This window comes from Cryobacterium sp. MDB1-18-1, assembly GCF_004402735.1.
In the GTDB taxonomy this organism is placed as follows: Bacteria; Actinomycetota; Actinomycetes; order Actinomycetales; family Microbacteriaceae; genus Cryobacterium; species Cryobacterium glucosi.
Genome location: NZ_SOFR01000031.1, coordinates 1 through 23,096, shown reverse-complemented (window position 1 = coordinate 23,096; position 23,096 = coordinate 1). Strand labels below are relative to the sequence as shown.

General features: G+C 70.1%; 18 protein-coding genes and 1 pseudogene. 13 read left to right on the top strand and 6 right to left on the bottom strand.

The features are described 5' to 3' along the window. From E3O50_RS07805 to E3O50_RS07795, 3 genes and pseudogenes are all read left to right on the top strand, one after another. Positions 1-252: pseudogene (locus E3O50_RS07805) on the top strand (rhamnose isomerase); the annotation flags it as partial. A 109-nt stretch (positions 253-361) separates the two neighbouring features. Further along, positions 362-2,401, top strand: a complete 2,040-nt coding sequence (locus E3O50_RS07800) for a bifunctional aldolase/short-chain dehydrogenase (protein WP_134558581.1) — start codon at positions 362-364, stop codon at positions 2,399-2,401. Positions 2,402-2,561: 160 nt separating this feature from the next. Continuing rightward, positions 2,562-4,022, top strand: a complete 1,461-nt coding sequence (locus tag E3O50_RS07795) for a rhamnulokinase family protein (RefSeq protein ID WP_134558583.1) — start codon at positions 2,562-2,564, stop codon at positions 4,020-4,022. 136 nt (positions 4,023-4,158) lie between these two features. Here E3O50_RS07795 and E3O50_RS07790 read toward each other — a convergent pair whose 3' ends face one another. Continuing rightward, positions 4,159-4,995, bottom strand: a complete 837-nt coding sequence (locus E3O50_RS07790) for an undecaprenyl-diphosphate phosphatase (RefSeq protein ID WP_134449257.1) — start codon at positions 4,993-4,995, stop codon at positions 4,159-4,161. 185 nt (positions 4,996-5,180) lie between these two features. Here E3O50_RS07790 and E3O50_RS07785 point away from each other — a divergent pair, with 185 nt between their 5' ends. The 9 genes from E3O50_RS07785 to E3O50_RS07745 all read left to right on the top strand — a co-directional run bounded on the left by E3O50_RS07785 (position 5,181) and on the right by E3O50_RS07745 (position 15,921). Continuing rightward, positions 5,181-5,942, top strand: coding sequence for a response regulator transcription factor (locus E3O50_RS07785; protein WP_134558580.1), 762 nt, complete (start codon positions 5,181-5,183; stop codon positions 5,940-5,942). Continuing rightward, on the top strand, positions 5,939-7,420 hold the full coding sequence (locus E3O50_RS07780; RefSeq protein ID WP_134558579.1) for a HAMP domain-containing sensor histidine kinase: 1,482 nt from the start codon (positions 5,939-5,941) through the stop codon (positions 7,418-7,420). The genes E3O50_RS07785 and E3O50_RS07780 overlap by 4 nt, the downstream gene beginning before the upstream one ends. Before the next feature lie 797 nt (positions 7,421-8,217). Then, positions 8,218-9,969 (top strand): aldehyde dehydrogenase family protein, encoded by a 1,752-nt coding sequence (locus E3O50_RS07775; RefSeq protein WP_198413615.1) that lies wholly within the window; start codon positions 8,218-8,220, stop codon positions 9,967-9,969. A 109-nt stretch (positions 9,970-10,078) separates the two neighbouring features. Then, on the top strand, positions 10,079-11,686 hold the full coding sequence (locus tag E3O50_RS07770; protein ID WP_134558578.1) for an AMP-binding protein: 1,608 nt from the start codon (positions 10,079-10,081) through the stop codon (positions 11,684-11,686). 120 nt (positions 11,687-11,806) lie between these two features. Next, positions 11,807-12,910: an outer membrane lipoprotein carrier protein LolA gene (locus E3O50_RS07765; protein ID WP_134558577.1), complete on the top strand. Its 1,104-nt coding sequence runs from the start codon at positions 11,807-11,809 to the stop codon at positions 12,908-12,910. Next, a complete protein-coding gene (locus E3O50_RS07760; RefSeq protein ID WP_134558576.1) occupies positions 12,907-13,878 on the top strand; it encodes an ATP-binding cassette domain-containing protein in 972 nt (323 codons plus the stop codon). Before E3O50_RS07765 ends, E3O50_RS07760 begins: the two co-directional genes overlap by 4 nt. Next, positions 13,865-14,821: an ABC transporter permease gene (locus E3O50_RS07755; RefSeq protein ID WP_134558575.1), complete on the top strand. Its 957-nt coding sequence runs from the start codon at positions 13,865-13,867 to the stop codon at positions 14,819-14,821. The genes E3O50_RS07760 and E3O50_RS07755 overlap by 14 nt, the downstream gene beginning before the upstream one ends. Then, the gene (locus tag E3O50_RS07750) at positions 14,818-15,456 is read left to right on the top strand and encodes a hypothetical protein (protein ID WP_134558574.1); all 639 of its coding nucleotides are present in this window, start codon (positions 14,818-14,820) and stop codon (positions 15,454-15,456) included. Before E3O50_RS07755 ends, E3O50_RS07750 begins: the two co-directional genes overlap by 4 nt. 24 nt (positions 15,457-15,480) lie before the next feature. Next, positions 15,481-15,921, top strand: coding sequence for a DUF2269 family protein (locus E3O50_RS07745; protein WP_134449250.1), 441 nt, complete (start codon positions 15,481-15,483; stop codon positions 15,919-15,921). A 90-nt stretch (positions 15,922-16,011) separates the two neighbouring features. On the opposite strand, the gene E3O50_RS07740 is transcribed toward E3O50_RS07745, so the two are convergent. From E3O50_RS07740 to E3O50_RS07720, 5 genes are all read right to left on the bottom strand, one after another. Continuing rightward, positions 16,012-17,073 carry a hypothetical protein gene (locus E3O50_RS07740; RefSeq protein WP_134558573.1) on the bottom strand — a complete coding sequence of 354 codons (1,062 nt, stop codon included), beginning with the start codon at positions 17,071-17,073 and terminating at the stop codon, positions 16,012-16,014. After that, on the bottom strand, positions 17,074-18,375 hold the full coding sequence (locus E3O50_RS07735) for an aminotransferase class V-fold PLP-dependent enzyme (RefSeq protein ID WP_134449248.1): 1,302 nt from the start codon (positions 18,373-18,375) through the stop codon (positions 17,074-17,076). It lies immediately after the preceding gene. A gap of 115 nt (positions 18,376-18,490) precedes the next feature. After that, positions 18,491-19,072 (bottom strand): hypothetical protein, encoded by a 582-nt coding sequence (locus tag E3O50_RS07730; protein WP_134449247.1) that lies wholly within the window; start codon positions 19,070-19,072, stop codon positions 18,491-18,493. A 185-nt stretch (positions 19,073-19,257) separates the two neighbouring features. Then, positions 19,258-19,875 (bottom strand): gluconokinase, encoded by a 618-nt coding sequence (locus tag E3O50_RS07725; protein ID WP_134449246.1) that lies wholly within the window; start codon positions 19,873-19,875, stop codon positions 19,258-19,260. Position 19,876: 1 nt separating this feature from the next. Further along, positions 19,877-21,307, bottom strand: coding sequence for a gluconate:H+ symporter (locus E3O50_RS07720; RefSeq protein WP_134449245.1), 1,431 nt, complete (start codon positions 21,305-21,307; stop codon positions 19,877-19,879). Positions 21,308-21,505: 198 nt separating this feature from the next. Here E3O50_RS07720 and E3O50_RS07715 point away from each other — a divergent pair, with 198 nt between their 5' ends. After that, positions 21,506-22,240: an FCD domain-containing protein gene (locus tag E3O50_RS07715; protein ID WP_134449244.1), complete on the top strand. Its 735-nt coding sequence runs from the start codon at positions 21,506-21,508 to the stop codon at positions 22,238-22,240. Positions 22,241-23,096: the final 856 nt, after the last annotated feature.

Genomic DNA, 23,096 nt, shown 5'->3' with positions numbered 1-23,096 from the left:
CAGGAAATGACCGCCCGCGCCCTCAGCGTGGACACCGTCGCCCTCGCAGCGGCGCAGGAGGCCGGCGACGTCCTCGGCGCCAACGGCATCATGATGGACTCCTTCTACTCCGACGTCCGCACCGACCTCGCCGCGTGGCGCGAGTCCCGCGGACTTCCGGCCGACCCTATGAAGGCGTTCGCGGCATCCGGTTACCAGGCGAAGATCGCGGCAGACCGCGTCGGTGGCACCCAGGCCGGCTGGGGCGCCTAGACCACCCTCCCCGCCGCAACAGTCAGGGCCCGACACCCCGCACCGTCCGTGCTTGCCCCCGCTCGTCCTTTGCCCTCTAGCTCCTCTCCCAGCCCCTGGAAAGCAGATCATGACCACCAATCCCACGGCCGCGGCGCTCGTCGCCCGCTCCAACCGCCTCGGCGCGAACCCCAAGAACACGAACTACGCCGGGGGCAACACCTCCGCCAAGGGCACCGAGATCGACCCCGTCACCGGCACCACCGTCGAGCTGCTCTGGGTCAAGGGGTCCGGCGGAGACCTCGGCACCCTCACCGAGTCCGGCCTCGCCGTGCTCCGCCTCGACCGGCTGCGCGCGATGGTGGACGTCTACCCCGGCCTCGATCGTGAAGACGAGATGGTCGGCGCCCTCGACTACGCCCTGCACGGGCGCGGCGGCGCCGTCCCCTCGATCGACACGGCGATGCACGGACTGGTCGACGCGGCCCACGTCGACCACCTGCACCCGGACGCCGGCATCGCGATCGCGACGGCCGTCGACGGGGAAGAACTCACCGACTCGATCTTCGGCCACCGGGTGATCTGGGTGCCCTGGCGCCGCCCCGGCTTCCAGCTCGGCCTCGACATCGCCGCGATCAAGGACGCCCACCCCGGCGCGATCGGCGCGATCCTCGGCGGCCACGGCATCACCGCCTGGGGTGACACGAGCGAGGAGGCCGAGGCGAACTCGCTCTGGATCATCGAGACCGCCACCTCCTACATCGAGGAGCACTCCAAGCCGGAGCCCTTCGGCGCCCCGCTCGAGGGCTTCGTTGCGCTGTCGGCGGCCGAGCGCCGCGCCAAGGCTGCCGCGCTTGCGCCGACCCTCCGCGGCCTCGTCTCCACCGACAGCGCCAAGGTCGGCCACTTTACCGACGCGCCCGAGGTCCTCGACTTCCTCGCCAGCGTCGAACACCCGAGGCTCGCCGGCCTCGGCACGAGCTGCCCCGACCACTTCCTGCGCACCAAGGTCACGCCGCTCCTGCTCGACCTCCCGGCGGACGCCTCTGTCGAGGCGTCCCTCGCCCGGCTCCACGAACTCCACGAGCAGTACCGCCTCGACTACCAGGCCTACTACGACCGGCACGCGACCCCGGAGTCGCCCGCCATCCGCGGTGCCGACCCGCTCATCGTGCTGATCCCGGGCGTCGGCATGTTCAGTTACGGCGCGAACAAGCAGACCGCGCGCGTCGCCGGCGAGTTCTACATCAACGCCATCCACGTGATGCGGGGAGCCGAGGGGCTCTCCCGCTACTCCCCGATCGACGAGGCCGAGAAGTTCGCCATCGAATACTGGGCGCTCGAAGAGGCCAAGCTCCAGCGGATGCCGAAGCCCAAGCCGCTCGCCGGACGCATCGCGCTCGTGACCGGCGCGGCAAGCGGCATCGGCAAGGCGATCGCCACCCGGCTCGCGGCCGAGGGCGCCTGCGTCGTGATCGCCGACCTCGAACTGGCCAAGGCGCAGGAGGCCGCGGCGGCGATCGGCGGCACGGATATCGCGATCGGCGTTCAGGCGAACGTCACGGACGAGAACCAGGTTCAGGCCGGCATCGACGCCGCCGTGCTCGCCTTCGGCGGCCTCGACCTCGTCGTGAACAACGCCGGGCTCTCGCTCTCCAAGTCCCTGCTCGAGACCACGGTCGCCGACTGGGACCTGCAGCACAACGTGATGGCGAAGGGTTCCTTCCTCGTCTCCCGCGCCGCGGCCCGGGTGCTGATCGACCAGAAGCTCGGCGGCGACATCATCTATATCTCGAGCAAGAACTCGGTCTTCGCGGGCCCGAACAACATCGCGTACTCGGCGACGAAGGCCGACCAGGCCCACCAGGTGCGCCTGCTGGCCGCCGAACTCGGCGAGTACGGCGTCAAGGTCAACGGCATCAACCCCGACGGTGTCGTGCGCGGCTCCGGCATCTTCGCCGGCGGCTGGGGAGCCAAGCGCGCCGCGGTCTACGGCGTCGATGAGCAGGACCTCGGCAAGTACTACGCCCAGCGCACCCTGCTCAAGCGCGAGGTGCTTCCCGAGAACGTCGCCAACGCGGTCTTCGTGCTGTGCACGAGCGACCTCAGCCACACCACCGGGCTGCACATCCCGGTCGACGCCGGCGTCGCCGCCGCCTTCCTGCGATGAGCGGGGGCATCCGCTCGCGCACGACAGGGCTCCCGGCTTCCCCCGGGCGAGCGGATGCCGCCACGCGTCCCGATCCCGGCGGTCGCCGTTCCGGTCGAGAGTTGCCGTTCTACCGGGCGCTCTCGACCGGAACGGCGACTCTCGCGGGGGTGCCGTCGTGGTGAGCAGCGCGGGAACCGTCGCCGCGATCGACCTCGGCGCGTCGAGCGGGCGGGTCATGCTCGGGCACGTCGGCCACAACGAGCTGCGACTCCGGCCGGTCGCCCGGTTCCCGAACCTGCCGGTGCGCACGATCGACGGACTGCACTGGGACATCCTCGACCTCTACCGCAACGTCCTCGCCGGCCTGCACTCCGCCGTGCGGGAGGAACCCGGGCTGCGGAGCGCCGCCGTGGACTCCTGGGCGGTCGACTATGCGCTCCTTTCCGGGCAGCGGATGCTCGGCAACCCGTTCCACTACCGGGACGAGCGCACCGCTGCGGGAGTCGAGTCGACCCACGCCCTGGTGCCGCACGCCGAGCTCTACGCCGGGAACGGGCTCCAGTTCCTGCCGTTCAACACGCTGTACCAGCTGGCCGCCGAACGGCAGGCCGGCGGCCTCGACGGCGCGGACACGATGCTGCTGATTCCCGACCTGCTCGGCTTCTGGCTGACCGGGGAGCGCGTCGCCGAGCGCACCAACGCGTCGACGACCGGGCTGCTCACGGTGTTGACAGGGCACGGGCACGGGCACGGCCACGGTTCCGGTCACGGGGAGTGGGACGATGCGCTCATCGCACGCCTCGGCCTGCCGCGCTCGATCTTCCCGCGGCTGGTCGATCCGGGGTCCCGGATCGGGTCTCTGCTGCCGGAGGTGGCTCACGAAATCGGAGCCGTCTCGCGACTGGATCTCGTCGCCGTCGGGTCGCACGACACGGCATCCGCTGTCGTCGCCGTGCCGATGCGGGACGAGAACGCCGCATACATCTCGTCGGGGACCTGGTCGCTCGTCGGCGTCGAGCTGAATTCCCCGGTGCTCACCGAGGAAAGCCGGGCCGCGAACTTCACCAACGAGGGCGGCGTCGACGGGCGGGTGCGCTACCTGCGCAACGTGATGGGACTCTGGCTGCTGAGCGAGTCGATGCGCAGCTGGGACCTCGAGGGCGTCGCGTTCGAGCTGCCGTTCCTGCTCGCCCAGGCTGCGCAGGTGACCGGGCCGGTCACGGTCTTCGACGTCGACGACCCGGCCTTCCTCGCGCCGGGGGACATGCCCGCGCGGATCCGCGAGCACTGTGCCGCACACGGACTCGTGATGCCGGCGACCCCCGTCGACCTCGTGCGCAGCATCATCGAGAGCCTCGCAACGAAGTACGCCAGCACCCTCCGCGCGGCGAGCGAACTCTCGGGCACGAGCATCCGCACGGTGCACATCGTCGGCGGCGGCTCGCAGAACGAGCTGCTCTGCCAGCTGACGGCGAACCTCACCGGCCTGCCCGTGCTCGCGGGACCCGTCGAGGCGACCGCGATCGGGAACGTGCTGATCCAGGCGCGGGCGCAGGGCCTCGCCCACGGCAGCCTCGAGGCCCTCCGGACGCTCGTCGCCCAGGCATACTCGCCCCGCCACTACGAACCCCACGCCTGACCTCACCCCGCCATTCGCCGCCCCGCCCCGCAGATCCCGCTCGCCCCTGCCGCGAGAGTACGAATTGGGCCCATAAACGAGTGGTTTAAGGGCCCAATTCGTACTCTCGCGGAGAGAGGGACGGGGGGGGGTGAGGTCAGGTCGCGGCTACGACGCCGGTGACGAGGAGGCCGGCGATCACGAGGCCGAGCGCGACCCGGTACCCGATGAACACCGCGATGCTGTGCTTCGCGACGAGCCGCAGCAGCCACGCGATCGTGGCATAGGCGACGAGGAAGCTGACGACGGTCGCGACGATCGTGGGCACCCAGCCGACGGAGGCCGAGATGTCGCTCGCCGAGGAGAGGCCCTCATAGGCGCCCGCAGCGGTCAGTGCCGGGATGGCGAGGAAGAAGGACAGCCGGGTCGCGGCGACCCGGTCGAGGTTGCGGAACAGGCCGGCGCTGATGGTCGCCCCGGAGCGGGACACCCCGGGGATCAGTGCGACACACTGCATGACGCCGATCACGAGCGCGTCCTTGAGGGTCGTCGATTCCTCCGGGCGGTTGCGCTTGCCGACACGCTCGGCGATGAACATCACGACACTCCAGCCGATCAGCCCGGCAACGACGACCCACAGGTTGCGCAATGGCCCCCCGATCAGGCCCTTTCCGAGAAAGCCGACGATGCCGATCGGCACCGAACCGGCGATGACGTACCAGGCGAAGCGGTAGTCGTGCGCGAGTCGCGCCTCCCGGTGGAAGAGGCCCTGCCACCATGCAACGGCCAGGCGGATGATGTCGGCCCGGAAATACAGGATCACCGCGACGATCGCCCCGAACTGGATGATCGCGGTGAACGCGGTCACCCCCGGGTCGTCGAGCTTCAGCCCCAGGAGCTTCTCGGTGAGGGTGAGGTGTCCCGTGCTCGAGACCGGGAGGAATTCGGTGATTCCCTCGACGATGCCGAGGATCAGCGCTTGGATCAGGTTCATGCTGGTGCCTTTGCGTGGAGTGCGAACAGGAAATCGGCGCCGGGCGGCGGTGGACGGGCCGAAGACCTCGTGCAGCAGAAGGTTAGGCCGCCGAACCTGCCCGCCGCCTGACCGGCACGCCCGCCACCCGGGTTGACCTGCACCGTTTACACGGGCGGCACGCGGGCACTGCGTACGATTGCCCCATGCCCACCGTCGGAGTCTGCGAAGACGACCCCCTCATCCGCCGGGTGCTCGCCGAGGCCCTCGGCGGCGCCGGCTACAGCCTGCTGCTCGCGCACACCGGCGCGGAGGCGGTCGTTCTGTTCGGCCCTGGACAGCCCGTCGACGTGATCGTGCTCGACATCGGCCTGCCCGACTCCGACGGTCGCGACGTCTGCCAGGCCCTCCGGGCCGCCGGGCAGCTCGCACCCGTGCTCTTCCTCACTGCGCGAACCGGCGTGCAGGACATCGTCACCGGCTTCCATGCCGGAGGGGACGACTACCTCGGAAAGCCGTTCGCGCTCGCCGAGGTGCTCGTGCGGGTCGGCGCCCTGGCTCGCCGGGGCAGGCCGGAGCCGTACCGGCAGCCAGCGGGCCTCCGCCTCGACCCCCAGCGGTTCACCGTGGCCAGGGCCGACCTCGAGATCGCCGTCACACCGACAGAGTTCCGGATGCTCGCGGCCCTGCTCGCCCGCCCTGGCGAGGTCGTCCGCCGGCGCGACCTGGTCGCGGCCGCGTGGCCGCACGGCGCCATCGTCGCCGAGAACACCGTCGATTCCTATGTACGCAGGCTGCGCCGCAAGCTCGAATTGCTCGACGGCGACCGCGACCGTGAAGGCGGCGACCGCGGTGACCACGGCGGCGGTGCCGCTGCGCTCGCCGGGCCAGGGGCGGATGCCGCCCGCGAGTCTCCGGCGTCGCGACGGATCGAGACCGTGCGCGGCGTCGGGTACGCCCTCCGATGACCGGGACCAGGGACTCGTCCGGGCGCCGCCTGGGACGATTGCGGCTGCCGGTCCTGCCGCGCGTGAGCTCGCTGCGCCGCCGTCTCGTCTTCGCCACGGCGCTGCTCACGACCGTCGGCATGGCGGCACTGCTCTCCCTGACCGTCGCCGTGCTGACGCACGTCGTGAGCGAGGACATCGACGGCCTCCTCGCTGAGCGCGCGGCATCCGCGCTCGCGACCGTCGTGCGCCAGGGTGACGGCATCGCGGTCACCCGGAACGCGGCCGGCGGCCTCGGGGACGTCACCTGGATCTACGACGCGTCCGGCCGGCTGGTCAGCGGGACCGCGACCGGGACGGACTCGACGCCGACCGGCGCGGAACCGGACCCGGCGCCGGTCGCGGGACCGTCAGAACTCACGGCCGGGCTCGCGGCGCTGAGCTCGGTCACCGAGCCGACGGAGCGCGAGAGCGGCGGCTGGAGACTGCGCGCGGTGCCCATCGTCCTGCCGGGCGAGACGGAACGGATCGGCGTCGCCGTGGTCGGCCTGTCCCTCGCGCCGTACCAGCGTACCGAGACACGTACCCTGCTCGTGGGCATCGGCCTCGCCGTTCTCGTCGTGCTCGGAGTCAGCGGGATGGCGGCCTGGACCGTGCGGCGCGCGTTGCGCCCCGTCGAGGTGATGGCCAGGCGGGCGTCCGCATGGAGCGCGGACGACCTCACCGGGCGGTTCGACCTCGGCGAGCCCCACGACGAACTCACCCGCCTCGGCCAGGTGCTCGACGGCCTGCTCGCGCGGGTGTCGCGCACGATCATCGCGGAGCAGCGCCTGACCGCGGAACTCGCCCATGAACTCCGCAGCCCGCTGACGGTGATCCGGGCTGAGGCGGAGCTCGCGGGACTCGATCCGACGCTCTCGCCGGCGCAAGCGGAGCGGTTCGGCCGAATCGGCGCATCCGTCGATCAGCTCACCGAGGTGATCGGCACCCTGCTCTCGGTGTCCCGCGGCCAGGTGAACCGGGATGAGCGGGCGCCGGTCGACGCCGTGCTGCGCGCTGCTGTAGAGGCAGCGGCCGGGGCTTCGGCCGGGGCGCCGGCCGACGCGGTGCCGGAGATCGTCGTCGCCCCCGCGCCCGGTCTCGCGCTCGGGGTTCCGCAGGCCGTCGCGTTGCGTGCCCTCGCGCCGCTGCTCGAGAACGCCGTGCGGTACGGCCGGACGCGGGTCACTGTCGCGGCGGTCGCGCAGGGCGGTTCGATCCGGATCAGCGTGACCGACGACGGGCCGGGAATCGGAGACCTCGACCCGGAGCTGCTGTTCACGTCCGGATACCGGGCGGCAGAGAGCCCCGGTGCCGGCCTCGGCCTGGCGCTCGCGCGCAGGGTTGCGGTCGCCGCGGGCGGCACGGTGGAAGCCGTCCCCGGCGGTCGTCACGGCAGGTTCGTGCTGGTCCTCCCCGCTGTCCCCGCGGAAGAGGCGGGCCTCGCGCCGGCAGACTGACGCGCGTTCCGGGCATCCGGGAGTGCTGTCCCGGCCTTCTTTTGCGCCGGCATCGTCGCCACGGCAGCGTCCCGCCCCGGTTCCTTCCGCCTGGAACGGGCCACGCACCCCACGGACTTCCCACGGATTTCCCTCGTTTTTCCCTCAGATTTGCCCCGGATCAGCGCAGCCTCACCCGATCCGGCCACTTCCGGTGCAGGAGACCGCCGAGTTGCACGGATGTTCAGCCATGACAAATGCCCGATTGAGCGCTATTTCGCCTGCTTGGTTCCACGGCGGGCGTACTCACCTCCCGAGACGGATGCCGACGATTTGCCGCATCGGGCACCGGTTGCGATCCCCGGGCGTACGTCATACGTTTTCAACAGATCAACGAACTGCCGCCTTCGACGCAGACGCTGGTCAGCACAAGAAACGAACCGGTCAACGGCCGCCCGAGGCCTCACCAGAGTTCGATGCCCTCCGTGGTCCGGATCACTGATCGTCCCGAAAGCTCGGTGGTCCGAACCCGCGGTTTCCTCCCGTGCCCGCCGGCCTCCGTACCCGCCGGCCCGCACGCCGTCGACTGGCGCCGTCGGCGCCGCCGTCGCCCGGTGGGACAGCGACTCCCGACACGCGGATCGACCCTCGTCGTGTCGTCCGCAGCCGAGCGACACCCGCGCACTGGGGTGGGGACCCGCCGAGGGTCGTGCGGTACTCTGCTGGTTCAGCACGCGCAGGCCGCAGGCGCTGGCCGTCTGGCCGTCCGGCCTGGCGCGCGGGCCGCAGGAGCCACCGGCAGCAATCAAGGGAGATTGATGACCTCGACCGAACCGACCGCCGTCAACGAACGTCCCGCCGACGAGCTCTCCGCGGCAGACCGCGCGGCCCTCGACACGCTCGTCTCCGGCCTCGCCGCGGGCGTTGCCCGCTGGGCGGACATGCCCCTGGCCGCGCGCTCCGCATTGCTCGCTGCCGTCGCCGCCACGGTCGCGGCCCACGCCGAGCGCTGGGTTCGGGTCGCGGCCCTCGCCAAGGGGCTCGACCAGGACTCCCCGCTCGTCGGCGAGGAGTGGCTGTCCGGTCCCTACGTCGTGCTGACAAACCTCGCGACCCTGCAGAACTCGATCAGCGCCCTCGATCGCGGTGAGAGCCCACTCCGGGCCACCCGCTTCGGGCGCGCCCCCGGTGGCCGGATCACCGTCCCCGTGCTCCCGGGCACTCCCTTCGAGGCGCTCCTGCTGCACGGGTTCTCCGCTGAGGCCTGGCTCAGGCCGGGCGTGACCGAGGAGGAGGCGCGCTCGCGCGCCGGGCTCGGCCAGCGGCATCCGTCACGCACCGGGGGAGTCGGTCTCGTGCTGGGAGCCGGCAACATCACGTCGATCCCGCCGCTCGACGTGCTCTACGAGCTGATCGCGCACAACCGGGTCTCGGTGCTCAAACTCAATCCCGTGCTCGACGCCCTCTCTCCGGTCTACGCGGATGCCTTCGCCCCCCTCATCGAGGCGGGACTGCTCTCGATCGTCTCGGGCGGCGCGGCGGTCGGAGGGTACCTCGCCCACCACGAGGGCGTAAGCCACGTGCACATCACCGGAAGTGCGGCGACCCACGATGTCGTCGTCTTCGGTCAGGGCGCCGACGGTCGTGCCCGCCACGCCGCGGGCACCCCGCTGCTGCAGAAGCCCATCACGAGCGAGCTCGGCGGGGTCGCGCCGATCATCGTCCTCCCCGGGAAATGGAGTCGACGGGACGTGATCTTCCAGGCCGAGCACGTGGCCACCCAGCGCCTGCACAACGGCGGCTACAACTGCATCGCCGGGCAGGTGGTCGTGCTCAGTCGCGACTGGCCGCAGAAGGCGGAATTCCTCGCGGCGCTCCGGGCGGCCCTGGCCGCGGCGCCCGCACGGCCGCCCTGGTACCCGGGCAGCGACGCCCGGGTACACGCCGCGCTCGCCGCCTACCCCGAGGCCACCCGGCTCGGCCCGGACGGCGGTCGTCTGCTGATCGAGGCGGGCACGGCAGACCCCGCCGCGCTCATCGGCGTCGAGGCCTTCGCTCCCGTGCTCGGCGTCATCGAACTCGACGGGACCGGACAGGCCTTCCTCGACGCCGCGGTCACCGCGGCAAACGAGGACTTCCTCGGCACCCTCGGCGCGAACATCCTCGGCACCCCGGCCACGATCCGCCGGCTCGGCACGGGGTTCACCGCTGCGCTCGAGCGCCTGCGCTACGGCACGATCGCCGTCAACGCCTGGACAGGCGTGGGGTTCCTCACCGCGGCAGCGCCGTGGGGGGCCTTCCCCGGCCACTCGCTCACCGACGTGCAGAGCGGTATCGGCGTCGTGCACAATGCGCTCCTGCTCGACGACACCGAGCGCACCGTCGTCCGCGGTCCGTTCCGGCCCTTCCCGCGCTCGGCCTGGCACGGCGAATTCGCACTCTTCCCGAAGCCGCCGTGGTTCGTCAGCGCGCGGAGCGCGGCGAAGACCTCCCGGCTCCTGACCGAATTCGTCAGCCGGCCGTCGTGGTGGAAGACGCCGGCGATTTTCCTTTCGGCCTTCCGGGCGTGACCCGGCTATATGCCCTGGCGTCGATACGCCTGAGCCATTCCATGCCGGATCCGTTAACTGCCTGCCCAGTACCCTGCCCCGCTCGCACACCGTATCGAAGGAGATACCGATGATCATCGCCAGCACGCACCCCGACGTCGAGATCCCCCACCTCAGCGTCTACGACTACCTGTTCGGCTCGATCACCGAGGAGGACAGGGACCGCACCGCCATGATCGACGCCGCCACCGGCGTGACGACGAGCTACCGCGAGCTCGTTGCCGGCATCGACGCCGTTGCCGGCGCCCTCTTTGCCCGGGGAATCGGCCTCGGAGACGTCGTCGCCCTGCACGCCCCGAACTCGACAGCCTTCGCGATCATGTTCCACGGCATCCTCCGTGCCGGCGCGACCGCGACGACCATCAACTCCCTCTACGGCGCCGCCGAGATCGCCTCCCAGCTGCGCGACTCGCAGGCAAGGCTGCTCTTCACCGTCACGCCGTTCCTGCCCCAGGCGAGCGAGGCGGCCGCGCTCGCCGGCCTGGCGGCGGATGCCGTCGCCCTGCTCGACCACGACGGCTCGCGACTGTCCCTCGCCGACCTCATCCTGGAGGGTCACCCCGCGCCGGTCGTGGTGTTCGACCCGGCAACCCACGTCGCCGTGCTGCCCTATTCCTCCGGAACCACCGGCAGGCCGAAGGGTGTCATCCTCACCCACCGCAACCTCGTGGCCAACGTCGCCCAGGCGATTCCGGTGCTCGAGGGCACCCCGGACGACCGCGTTCTCGCCGTGCTGCCGTTCTTCCACATCTACGGGATGACGGTGCTGCTCAACATCGCCCTCGCGGCCCGCGCGACGGTCATCACGATGGCCCGCTTCGAGCTCCCGGAATTCCTCCGGCTGATCCAGGACTACCGGGCCACCTACGTGTTCATCGCGCCGCCGATCGCCGTGGCCCTTGCGAAGCATCCGCTCGTGGACGACTACGACCTGTCGAGCCTGCGGACCCTGTTCTCCGGCGCCGCGCCGCTCGACGCCTCGCTCGCCCACGCCGTCGCCGACCGCCTCGGCTGCCAGGTGCGCCAGGGCTACGGCATGAGTGAGCTGAGCCCGATCTCGCATGCGATGCCCCGGGGCCGCGATGACATCCCGCACGGCGTCGTCGGCCTCGCCCTCCCGAACATCGAGTGCAAGCTCGTCGACCCGGAGACCGGGCTCGCCATCGTCATTCCCGATGTCGGGGTGAGCGAACCGGGCGAACTGCTCGTGCGCGGCCCGAACGTGATGCTCGGCTACCTCGGCTACCTCGGCTACCTCGGCAACGAGCAGGCGACCCGGGAGATCCTCGAAGCTGACGGCTTCCTGCACACAGGCGACATCGCGACCGTGAGCGCTGAGGGATACGTGACGATCATCGACCGCCTCAAGGAGCTGATCAAGTACAAGGGCTACCAGGTCGCGCCCGCCGAACTCGAGGCCCTGCTGCTCAGCCACCCCGCGATCGCGGACGCCGCGGTCGTCGGAGCAGTGGATGCCGACGGCCAGGAGGTGCCGAAGGCCTTCGTCGTCGTGCTTCCCGGCCACGTGCTCACGCCGGAGGACGTGATGACCTTCGTCGCCGAGCGGGTGGCGCCGCACAAGAAGGTGCGGCAGGTGGCGTTCATCGACGTCATTCCCAAGTCCACGTCCGGCAAGATCCTGCGGAAGGACCTGCGCGCGCTCGCCCCCACGCCGTGAGCGGATGCGGCGTGCTGGGAGTTCGCCCAGCGCGCCCGGATTGCCTGCCCGCGGCCGTGCGAGCCGTGCCGGACGGACGTAGGATCTGACTATGAATCGCGACACTCAGGGGTCGTTCTCATGACCCCCCGAAACTTCACGAAGTGGCTTCCGGCCATCGTCATCCCCGCCGTCATCGCCGTCGGCGCGCTCGCCGGCCCCCTCACCGCGGGGGCGGCCGTAGACCTGCCAGACAAGACGCCTGCGCAGGTGCTCGCGCTCGTCGGCACCAGCACCGTCGACGCGCTCTCCGGAACCATCGAACAGACCTCGGAGCTCGGCCTGCCCGAGCTGCCGACGACCGGGCCGACCGCGAGCGGGAACGCCGGCGCCGCCTCCGCGCTCGAACTCCTGACCGGCTCGCACACCGGGCGGGTCTACCTCAACGGGCCGGATAACATCCGCCTGCAGGTGCTCGACAACCTCGCCGAACGCGACCTCGTGCGCAACGGCAGTGACGTCTGGCTCTACAACTCGAAGGACAACTCCGCAGCGCACGTGACCGTGCCGGCGAAGGACGCCGCGGACACGGACGCGACCACCCACGGCGGCATGGCCACGCCGGAGCAGGTCGCCGCGAAGTTCCTCGCCGCGGTCGACCCGAGCACGACGGTATCGGTCGGCACGGACGGCAGCGTCGCGGGTCGGAGCGTCTACGACCTCGTGCTCACCCCGAAGACCACCGGAACCCTCGTCGGAACGGTGTCGATCTCGGTCGACTCCGAGACCGGGCTGCCGCTCGCCGTCGAGGTCACCGCCCGCGGGCAGGAGAAGCCGGCGTTCCGGCTCGCTTTCACCGAGCTCTCACTGGGGGCACCGGATGCCTCCCTCTTCACGTTCTCGCCGCCCGCCGGCGCGAGCGTGACCGAGCAGGCCCTCCCTGACACCACGAGCCTCGACAAGAAGGATGCCGCGGACCACGCGACCATGAAGGCCGAGGCGGAGAAGTTCCTCGCCGGCGTAACGATCTCCGGGACCGGCTGGGACGCCGTCGTCGAACTCCCGGCCGGATCCGTTCCCGCCGAACTGTCCTCCTCGCCGCTCCTCGCCCAGCTGACGACCGCCGTGACCGGCGGGCGCGTGATCTCGACCGCCCTCGTGAGCGTGCTGCTCACCGATGACGGGCGGGTCTTCGCCGGCGCCGTTCCGAGTGAGCGTCTCCAGGCCGCCGCCGTGGGAGGGTGAGCGCCGCCATCGCATCCGTCGAACTGGCCATCGAAACCCACGGTCTCACCAAACAGTTCGGCCGCCAGGCCGCCGTCGCCGGCATCGACCTCGCCGTGCCCACGGGCTCCGTCTTCGGCTTCCTCGGACCCAACGGCTCTGGCAAGACGACGACCATCCGCATGCTCCTCGGCCTCGCGAGCGCGACGAGCGGGGAGATCAGCCTGCTCGGCCGGTCGATGCCCGGGTCGCTGCGCTCGGTGCTCCCGCGCGTCGGCGCCCTCGTCGAGGGGCCCGCGTTCTATCCGTTCCTCTCCGGCACCGCCAACCTGCGTCGGCTCGATACCGCGGATCCGGGCGCGTCAGCGGCCACCCGCGCCGCACGGGTGCAGCACGCCCTCGAGCGCGTCGGCCTGACCCATGCGGCAGGCAAGAAGGTGCACGCGTACTCGCTCGGCATGAAGCAGCGGCTCGGCATCGCCAATGCGCTCCTGATGCCGCGCGAGCTGCTCGTGCTCGACGAACCCACCAACGGGCTCGACCCCCAGGGCACCCGCGAGGTGCGCAGCCTCGTGCGCTCGCTCGCCGCGGAGGGCACGACCGTTTTCGTGTCGAGCCATCTGCTCGCCGAGGTCGAGCAGATGTGCAGCCACGTCGCCGTGATGCGCGCGGGCACCCTCGTGGCCCAGGGCACCCTCGACGAGCTCCGCGGCGCCGGCGAGGCCCACGCGCGCCTCGACACGCCGGACCCCGTGGCGGCCAGGCAGGTGCTCGAACGGCTGGGGCTCACTCCCGTGACGCTCGTCTCGGCTGCGGGAGCTCCCGGTCACCTGAGCGCCGCCCTGACCGCTGCCGCACCGGCGCCGGAAGACATCGTCGCTGCCCTCGTCGCCGCCGGAGTGCGCGTGCGCGGCTTCACCGTCGCGGCCGCAAGCCTCGAAGAACGTTTTGTCGCACTCACCGGGGAGGGCTTCGATGTCGCCCAGTGATCCCAGGGAACCGGCAGTGACCGGGCCGGCCGTGACAGGGCCAGACTCGACAGGGCCGGCCGCATCGGTGCCGGAGCCGACAGGGCACGCGGCGATCGCGACCGCCGTCGCCAGGCCGCGCGGGGCATCCGGTGCCGCGCTCCTCGGCTCCGAACTCACCGTGCTCTTCCGCCGCCGCCGCACCTGGGCGATGCTCGCTGCGCTCGCCGCGATCCCGGTGCTCATCGCCATCGCCGTGCGGCTGACCAGCAGCCCTGTCACGCCGGGACGCGGCCCGGCCTTCCTCGACCGGATCACCCAGAACGGTCTCTTCGTCGCGATCACCGCCCTGATCGTGTCGATCCCGCTGTTCCTGCCGCTGACCGTCGGGGTCGTCGCCGGCGACACCGTGGCGGGCGAGGCGAACCTCGGCACCCTGCGCTACCTGCTCGTGGCCCCGGCAGGGCGGGTACGCCTGCTGCTGGTCAAGTACGCGGGCGCCGCGGCCTTCTGCGTCGCCGCGACCCTGACCGTCGCGGTCTCCGGCGCCCTGATCGGCGCGGCCCTGTTCCCGGTCGGCCCGGTCACCCTGCTCTCCGGCGACACCATCGGGGTGGGCGAGTCCGTGCTTCGTTCGCTCCTCATCGCGGCGTACGTCACGGTGTCCCTGCTCGGCCTTTCGGCGATCGGGCTGTTCATCTCGACCCTGACCGAGGTGCCCGTCGGGGCCATGGCCGCGACGATCGTGCTCTCGGTGACCGCCCAGGTGCTCGACGCGCTCCCGCAACTGGACTGGCTGCATCCGTGGCTGTTCAGCCACTACTGGCTCGACTTCGCCGACCTGTTGCGGCAGCCGATCGACTGGACGTCGTTCGGGGCCAATGCGCTGCTGCAGGGCGGCTATATCCTCGTGTTCGGGGCACTCGCCTACGGCCGATTCGTGACCAAGGACATCCTCTCGTGACCCACTCGTATCCCCTGTACGTTCCCGTGCTCGCCCAGTGCTTCTGCTGCCGGTCGCTGCAGCCCTTCACCTTCGGTTCGGCGAGCGACCAGGTGGTCTGCGCGCTGTGCCTGCACCACCTCGGCGCCGAGAAGGCAGAGCGGCGCGACGCCGAGCACATCGAGCTCTGGCTCGGCCAGTTCGCCGAGCAGCAGGACAAGCACCGGCGCTTCGCCGAGAAGGCGCAGGCGAGCGACACCGAGAAGGACGCCGCCATCGCCCGGCTGACCGGCCAGGTCGACGACCTCCGCCGGATCGCGGCGCGTGATTTCGAGTACGCGCCGGGCACGGAACTCCGCGGCATCCTCGAGACCGACCTCGTCAAGCGCGCCGAGCGGAGGGCCGAGCTCGCCCAGCACCAGATCGACTGGGCGATGGCCGTGCTCTGGCGCCTCGGAACGCTGCACCACGCCGACGAGGCGACGCCGCGGCTCTGCTCCTGCGGCCGCCAGGTCACGGCCTGCGCCGAGCTGCGCGCGCTCGAGCCGCAGCACCAGGCCGTGCGCGATTGGCAGACGAAGAACCTGCGGATGCTGCACGCCGGCAAGCGCCACGGCCTCCCCGCCGACCACCCCGGCGTTGTGCACTCGTCCTGACCCGAACGGCTCTAGCCTGTAGGCATGCATATTCTGATCAACGTCCTCCACATCGTCGCCGCCGTCTTCATCGTCGGACCGATGGCCATCCTCCCGATGACCGCCATGCGCTCCATCCGGGCAGGGCAGGCGGGTCCCGTCGCGACCCTCGCGAAGTCGGTCAATATCTTCACGTTGCTTTCGATCGTGGTCGCGTTCTTCGGTTTTGGGGCGCTCGGCCTCAAGGAGGCCGACGACGCCTGGACCTTCGGATCGACCTGGGTGTGGCTGTCCCTCGTGCTCTACGTGATCGCGCTCGCGATCAACCTGTTCCTCGTCGTGCCGGCGCTCAAGGCCGCAGCAGAGTCGCTCGCGACGGATGCCGCAGGCGCCAAGGCCGCCGGCTACCCGCGGATCGCCGCAGGCTCCGGTGTCGCAAGCCTGCTGCTCGTGGCGGTCGTCGTGCTGATGGTCTGGAAGCCGTAGCACCGACATCCGCTGGCTGAAAAACGGAAAAAGCACCCTCCCGCGCGGGAGGGTGCTTTTTCCGTAACTGAGCGGAACGATCGGGCCAGGTCAGCCCAGGTCGCCGACGGAGACGAGGCCGTCGTGGCGACGGCCGTCGAAGATGATCGTCGGGATCTTCACGGTGTGGATGCTCTCCTCGACCGTCTTCTTGTTGGCTGCGATGACCTGCGTGACCTGGTCGGATGCCGCGACCTGGCCGACGTGGTCGGCCTGTGCCTGGCTGAGCCCGAACTCGAGCTCCCAGCCCTGGAGAAGCGCACTCGCGTCCGCGGACTCCATGCTGTTGATCGAGACCTGCCAGGAGACCCCGGCGTCGTTCTTCTCGGTGTAGATGCGCTTCAGGATCTCCCAGTCGACCGGGGTCGTGGCGCCTTCGAGCGGGTTCAGGCGCAGGGCCTCGAGCTGCTCGGTGACGAGGAGGGAGTTCTTGAACTTGTAGCCGGTCGCCGACTGGATCGGGTATGCGATGTAGCTGAGGTTCTGCTTCTCGCCGAATCCGGCCTTCTCGATGTTGTTGAAGAGCTGCAGGCAGTAGGTGCAGCCGGGGTCGATGACCTCGAGCGCGGTCTTCTTGCTCGCGTCGTACGGGTTCAGGTAGGTTGCGTCCGCGGGCAGGTAGGCCGTGGCATCCCAGTTCTGCATCCGGCTCGGGATGGCGGAGAAGGTCTCGCCGAGGCTCGCGAATTCGTTGCCGAAGGCGCCGACCACGTCCCACGCGGCGAGGGAATCGCCGAAGCCCGGGGTCTGGTCCGGAATGGAGCATGCCTCGGCGCCGAGGCTGCACGACGCTGAGTCCTGCTTGTTGCAGGTTCCGTAGACGTAGAGGTTGACGCCACTCTTGACGACCTCGTACCCGCTCCAGATGGTCGTCAGGATGATCAGGACGGCGACGACCTCGAGGCCGATGCTCGCGGGCTTGACCAGTCCGGGCCTGCGCGCGGCGATCGGGGCGAGCATGTGGTCCTTCATGTCCTGCTTGAAGGTGGTGTCACACGGGCGGAAGGTGATTCGGCGGAACGTACAGTTCCACGCCTTCGCGAGGTACTTGCGATAACGGGCCGAGATGGCCGCCATGAACAGGAGAACGATGAATGCTGCGATGCAGAACACTTAGGAAAGGCCTTTCAGGAGGCGGGCGAGGGCGTCGTGTGCGCGGTCGATGTCCGCCGAAGTGGAGTGGAGTCCGAGGGAGAAGCGCAGGAGCGGGGGAAGCCCGAGCCGTTCCTTGAGCTCGTGGTGGGCGCAGAAGTAGCCGCTGCGCACCATGATCTGCTGCTGGGAGAGGAACACCGCGAGTCGGTGCGAATCCTGCTTCGGGGCGTAGCCGCTGATGACCGGGCTCGCGGCGTGATTGAGCACGACGAGGCCGGGGATCGCGCTGAGGCCGTCGAACAGGCGGCCGGAGAGGCTCGCGATGTGTTCGTGCGGTGCCAGGCCGCCTGGGCGGACGTGTCCGAGCCAGTCGAGCGCGCGGCCGAGCGCGATGATCTCGCCCCAGGCCTGCAGGCCGGGTTCGAGGAGTGCGCCGGGGTCGTCCGTGACGAGGTCGAAGGAGTCTGCGCGGACATCCGTCACCATGCCGCCGCCGACGAAACTGATCTCGAGGGAGCGCAGCAGCTCGATCCGGGTCACGACGACGCCGAGGCTCGCCCCGTACATCTTGTGCGCCGAGAAGCAGATGGCGTCGGCATCGGTCCCTCGGAGCAGCGTGTGCTCGTGGGCCATGGCCTGGGCGGCGTCGAGGATGACGATGCCGCCGCGGGCGTGGGTGTCGCGGACGAGGTCCGCGAGGTTCGTCAGGGTGCTGCCGTCGATGTTCGAGGCGGCGTTCACGACGACGACGGCGCGTTCGAGCTGCGCGGGGTCGTAGACGAGGGCGCCGTCTGGGGCCCTGTCGAGCACGAGCCTCGGCAGGCCGAGGCGTTTCGCGACGGTCATCGTCGGCAGGAAGACCGAGTTGTGTTCAGCGTGGCTCGTCACGACCCGGCCGAAACGGCCCTGGGGGAGCTGCTGCAGCAGCAGGTTGATGCCGTAGGTCGTGTTGAGGGTGAACGAGACCGCATGGCTGCGCGCCGAGAGGCCGAGCCTGGCGAGTACGGCGGTCCGCGTTGCCGCGACCTCCTCGTCGACCCGCTTGCCCCACGCGTACTTGACCCGGCCGCCGCAGGCGTTGTAGCTCGTGTAGTACTCGTTCACGGCGTCGATCACCGGCTGCGGGCGCAGGCTCTGGCAGGCGGCGTCGAGGTAGACCTCTCGGGACCCGAGGTAGCCGAAGTCGGCGAGGCGGCCCGCCGCAGCGGAACCGGTCGGAGCGGTCGGAGCGGCAGGGGCCGCGCCCCTGCCGAAGAGTCCGGCGCGTTTCACGACGCCGTCCCCGTCCGGTCCAGGATCGTCGGGCAGGAAGATGTGCACATGTTCAGTAGTCCATTCAGGTCACAGGGTCGAAATCCGCGGGTGCCGGTGAAAACGGCAGGGGAACGCATCCGTTCGGCGGGAGGGCCGGAGAAGCGCGGGAGCGGGATTCGACCTAAATGCGGCTGACGGAAAGCAGCGTGAGGCTCGGGCGGTGCAGGTGCAGCGCGATGGTGCGGAAGGTGCCGACCACGAAACCGCCGGCCGCGAACAGGAGTCCGAGGGCCGACGGGCCGCCCGCGATCAGCAGGAGGCTGCCGAGGATGAGGAGTACAGAACAGGACATCGCGGCCATGGCGCCGCCGCCGAGGGAGTTGCCCTCGAAGCACAGCACGCGCTGGCCGACGGATGCCGCGATCGTGCGGGCCATCCCGGTCGCCGCCGCCGTTGCGGTCACGGCGACGGAAGCGGAGAGCGCGACGGCCTGCGCGAGTGTGCCGGAGAGGACGGTCCCGGAGACGACGGTGCCGGAGAAGGCGCTGGATGCCGACCCGGAGGTGGTCGCGGAGGTGGACATCGCCATCGGGCTGACCGCTGCGGGCACGTTCACGTCCTGGCCGTCGGCGCCGGCGTGGGCGAAGAGCACGCAGGCGAGGACCGCGATGAGGGCGAGGGCCGCGAGGATCGCGGTACGGAGACCAGCGGTGCGGGGAGCACCGTGAGGGTGCAACGAGGCGGAGAAGCCTGCCAGCCTCATCTCGTCTCCCACTGCCGGCATCCGGTCGAAGCGGATGCGATGAATCGCTCCGTCCGAAGCGACACACGCATACCGTACCGGAATCCGGGGTGAATAACCTGACAAACGTGGCCCGCACGCACAAACGACCCCCGGCTGAGCGGGGGTCGTTTGCGTGGAGACGTAGCGCGGTCGGCGCAAGCCCGTTAGGGCCTGGCCTTCTGGGCCACCGCGGCGACCGGGTGCACGGACGACTGTCCGGGGGCGGGAGCTCCGAGGCTCGACGATCCGGGACGCGGGGTCAGGCCGAGGCGTCGCACGATCTCCGCGGCTTCCGCGGCGGGTGCACGCCCCGCATCGATCGTGATGGCGCGTTCGTCGTCGCCGGGCGCCTCGAGGGTCGCGACCTGGGAGTCGAGAAGCGACACCGGCATGTAGTGGTCCTGCCGGGTGGCGAGGCGTCGCAGGATCAGCTCCGTCGGCAGGGTCAGGTGCACGAAGATCACGTTGTGCTCGCGAAGCACGTCGCGGTACTTGCGCTTGAGCGCGGAGCACGTGATGATCCCGGGCACGCCGGCCATGGTGTGCTCGATGATCCAGGAGGAGATCGTCTCGAGCCAGGGCGCCCGGTCGTCGTCGTCGAGCGGATGCCCCGCCGACATCTTGTCGATGTTCTCCTGCGGGTGCAGGTCGTCGCCCTCCTCCAGGTCCCAGCCGAGCTGGCCGGCGAGGAGCCCGGCGACCGTGGACTTTCCGGAGCCGGAGACGCCCATGATGACAAGAACGGGCTGCTGGTTCTCGAAGAGCTGTTCGGTGTCGCTCATGCTAGATCACGATGTTCAGGAGGAGCACGCCGGCGAGGCCCGTCACGGAGATGAGGCACTCCATGATCGTCCAGGTCTTCAGGGTCTGCCCGACGGTGGTGCCGAGGTATTCCTTCACGAGCCAGAATCCGGCGTCGTTGACGTGCGAGAGGAACAGTGAACCGGCGCCGATGGCGAGAACCATCAGCGAGACATCCGTTGCGCCGAGGGTCGCCGCGACCGGGGCGAGGATGCCGGCTGCGGTCACGGTTGCAACCGTGGCAGAACCCGTAGCGACGCGGATGAGCGCGGCGACGAACCAGGCCAGGAGAAGAATCGAGACGCTGCTGCCTGCGACGGCGTTCGCGATGACGGTTCCGATTCCGGTGTCGATCAGGACCTGCTTGAAGCCGCCGCCCGCGCCGACGATGAGCAGGATGCCGGCGATCGGGGGCAGGGAGTTCGAGAGCGATGTGGAGACTGCTGCACGGGTCATGCCGCCGCCACGGGCGAAGAAGATCATCGCGTAGATCACGGCGAGGCCAAGGGCGATCATCGGGGTGCCGAGGAAGTCGAGCGCGGCGTTCAGCGGCGCGGTCGACCCGGGCGCGAGGGCATCGGCGATCGAGCGGGCGAGCATCAGCACGACGGGCAACAGGATGCCGCACAGGGTCACGAAGAAGCTCGGGCGCTTGGTGTGGGTCACTTCACCGGTGTCGGCTGTGGTGAGGAACAGCGCGGGTACGGGCACGTCGACCCAGCGGGCCGCGAACTTGCTGAAGACCGGGCCGGCGATGATGACGGTCGGGATGGCGATGAGCACGCCGATCGCGAGGGTCAGGCCGAGGTTGGCGCCCAGGGTCGTCACGGCGACGAGGGGCCCGGGGTGCGGCGGCACGAGGCCGTGCATGACCGAGAGGCCGGCGAGGGCCGGGATCGCGATACGGATCAGGGAGAGGCCGCTGCGGCGGGCGACGAGGATGATCACGGGGATCAGCAGCACGAGGCCGACCTCGAAGAACATCGGCAGGCCGATCAGGCCGCCGATGAGCGCCATCACCCAGGGCAGGGTTCGGGTCGTCGACCGGCTCACGAGGGAGTCGACGATCCGGTCGGCTCCGCCGGAGTCGGCGAGCAGCTTTCCGAACATGGCGCCGAAGCCGACGAGGATGCCGACGCTCGCCATCGTCCCGCCGAAGCCGGTGCTGAAGCTCGTCACGGCGGCGCTCGGGGCGAGTCCCGCGCCGACGCCGACGCCGACGGCGCCGATCGCGAGGGCGAGGAACGGGTGCACGCGCAACCAGGTGATGAGGGTGATGATGACGGCGATGCCGACGACGGCCGCGATGATCAGCTGGGCGTCACCGCTGGCCGGTTTGATCGGGTCGGCCGCGTGTACGACCAACTGGACCGCCGACTGTGTGGCCGTCTGAACCGCAAGGGCGAGATTCATCTCAGATTCCATTCCGAGGCCGCGTCCCTGCGACCCCATCGTCAAAAAATTAGCAATAGTCTGATAAATCAGATAATTGAGTGTTGCACAGGATGTGCGCGCGCGCCACCCCCCGAATCGCGTCGACGCCCGCGTGGTGGGTACGATCTCGGTGGGGCCCCCGAGGCCTCCCGGCTACGCCAATGGAAAGAAGTGCAGATGCAGAGCGGCACCGTCACGGATTCCCTGCGTGTGGGTGGCCTGCACGCACGGGTGGTGAATGCCGTCGGCCAGTCGATCGTGGATGCGCGCTACGCACCCGGCGACATCCTGAACCTCGACGAACTCAGTGAGACCTTCGCGGTCTCCCGGTCGGTCCTGCGTGAGGCGATGCGGGTACTGCAGTCACTGGGAATGATCGAGCCGCGGCAGCGTGTCGGAACCCAGGTACTGGCCCGAACCTCCTGGGAACTGATGAACCCGCAGATCATCGTCTGGCGTGGCCGCGGTCCCGAATACTTCACCCAGATGCGCGAGATGCTTGAAATGCGCCTCGGAATCGAGCCCGTCGCCGCACGGCTGAGTGCGCATGCCATGACGGACGAGCAACTCGCGGGGGTCAAGGCGGCCGCGAACGCAATGGTCATCGCCGACCGCGACGGTGACGGTCGCGGCTTCCTCGAGGCCGACATCGACTTCCACACCCTGATCCTGCGCGGCTCCGGAAATGCCGTGATGGGGCACTTCGCGAGCACCGTTGCCGCACTGCTCCGTACCCGCGAAGAGGAGAAACGGTTCACGATCACCTCGTACACGCCGCCGTCGGCGCACCGCCACCACGAGCTCGCGCACGCGCTCGCCGTGCGCGACGGGGAGGCCGCCTACCGCTGGTCGTTCGCCACGATCGAGGCGACACTCGCCGAGTTCATGGCGGAGTCTCCCCGTCAGGCCTGACGCAGCGGCTCCCCATCAGATTCCTGATCACCGAGAGTTTCCACAGACCTGAGCCATGCTCAGAGAATGTCGGTGGTGGGTCGTAACGTGAGGGCATGACCAACCTCCNTGCGTCTCCCAGTACGCCCGTCACCGTGCTGGTGCCGGATGCTGTCGCGGCCTTGGGAAGGTCATCAGCTGACTACGACGCGCTCAGCGACGAGCAGGTTCTTGCCGGGCAAGCGTTGATCGCGGATTCCCGGCGGGCGCTGGAGACGTGTGCCGCGTGGATGGCGGCGACCCTCGCCCGCCGTTCCCGGGCTGAACTCGGCGGGAACGGGCTCGCGGCCCGGCACGGGTTCCGGACTCCGGAAGACCTGCTGCAGAGCGTGTCTGGGTCAAGCAAGGGCGATGCTGTCAAGCTCTTCGCGGTCGGCCGGTTGCTCTCTGAGACCGACGCCGCCGAGAAAGCCGCCCGCGAAGCCGCCGACGCGAAGAAGTTACTCGACGGGACTCCGCCCCTCAACGAGGCCGCTCCAGACCTGCCGCCAGTCGACCCGCCGGTTCCTGCTGCCGCGGTTCCGCCGTGGCACGCGCCGATCGGCCGGGCCCTGCGCGAGGGCTGGCTGAGCGTCGAGAAGGCGGACTCGCTCCGGAAAGGGCCTGGGCGACCTGGACCGGGCGATCACCCCGGAGAAACTCGCCACGGCCCTGGCCCGGCTCCTCGCCGAAGCGCGCACGGTGAACGCTGACCAGCTGTTCAAGCGCGCCCGGCGGGTGCGGGACGTGCTCGATGAGGCCGGCATCGCCGCCCGGGAGAAGGCCGTCTACGACGACCGGTCCCTGCGGTTCTGGCGACTCCACACGGGGCAGGTGC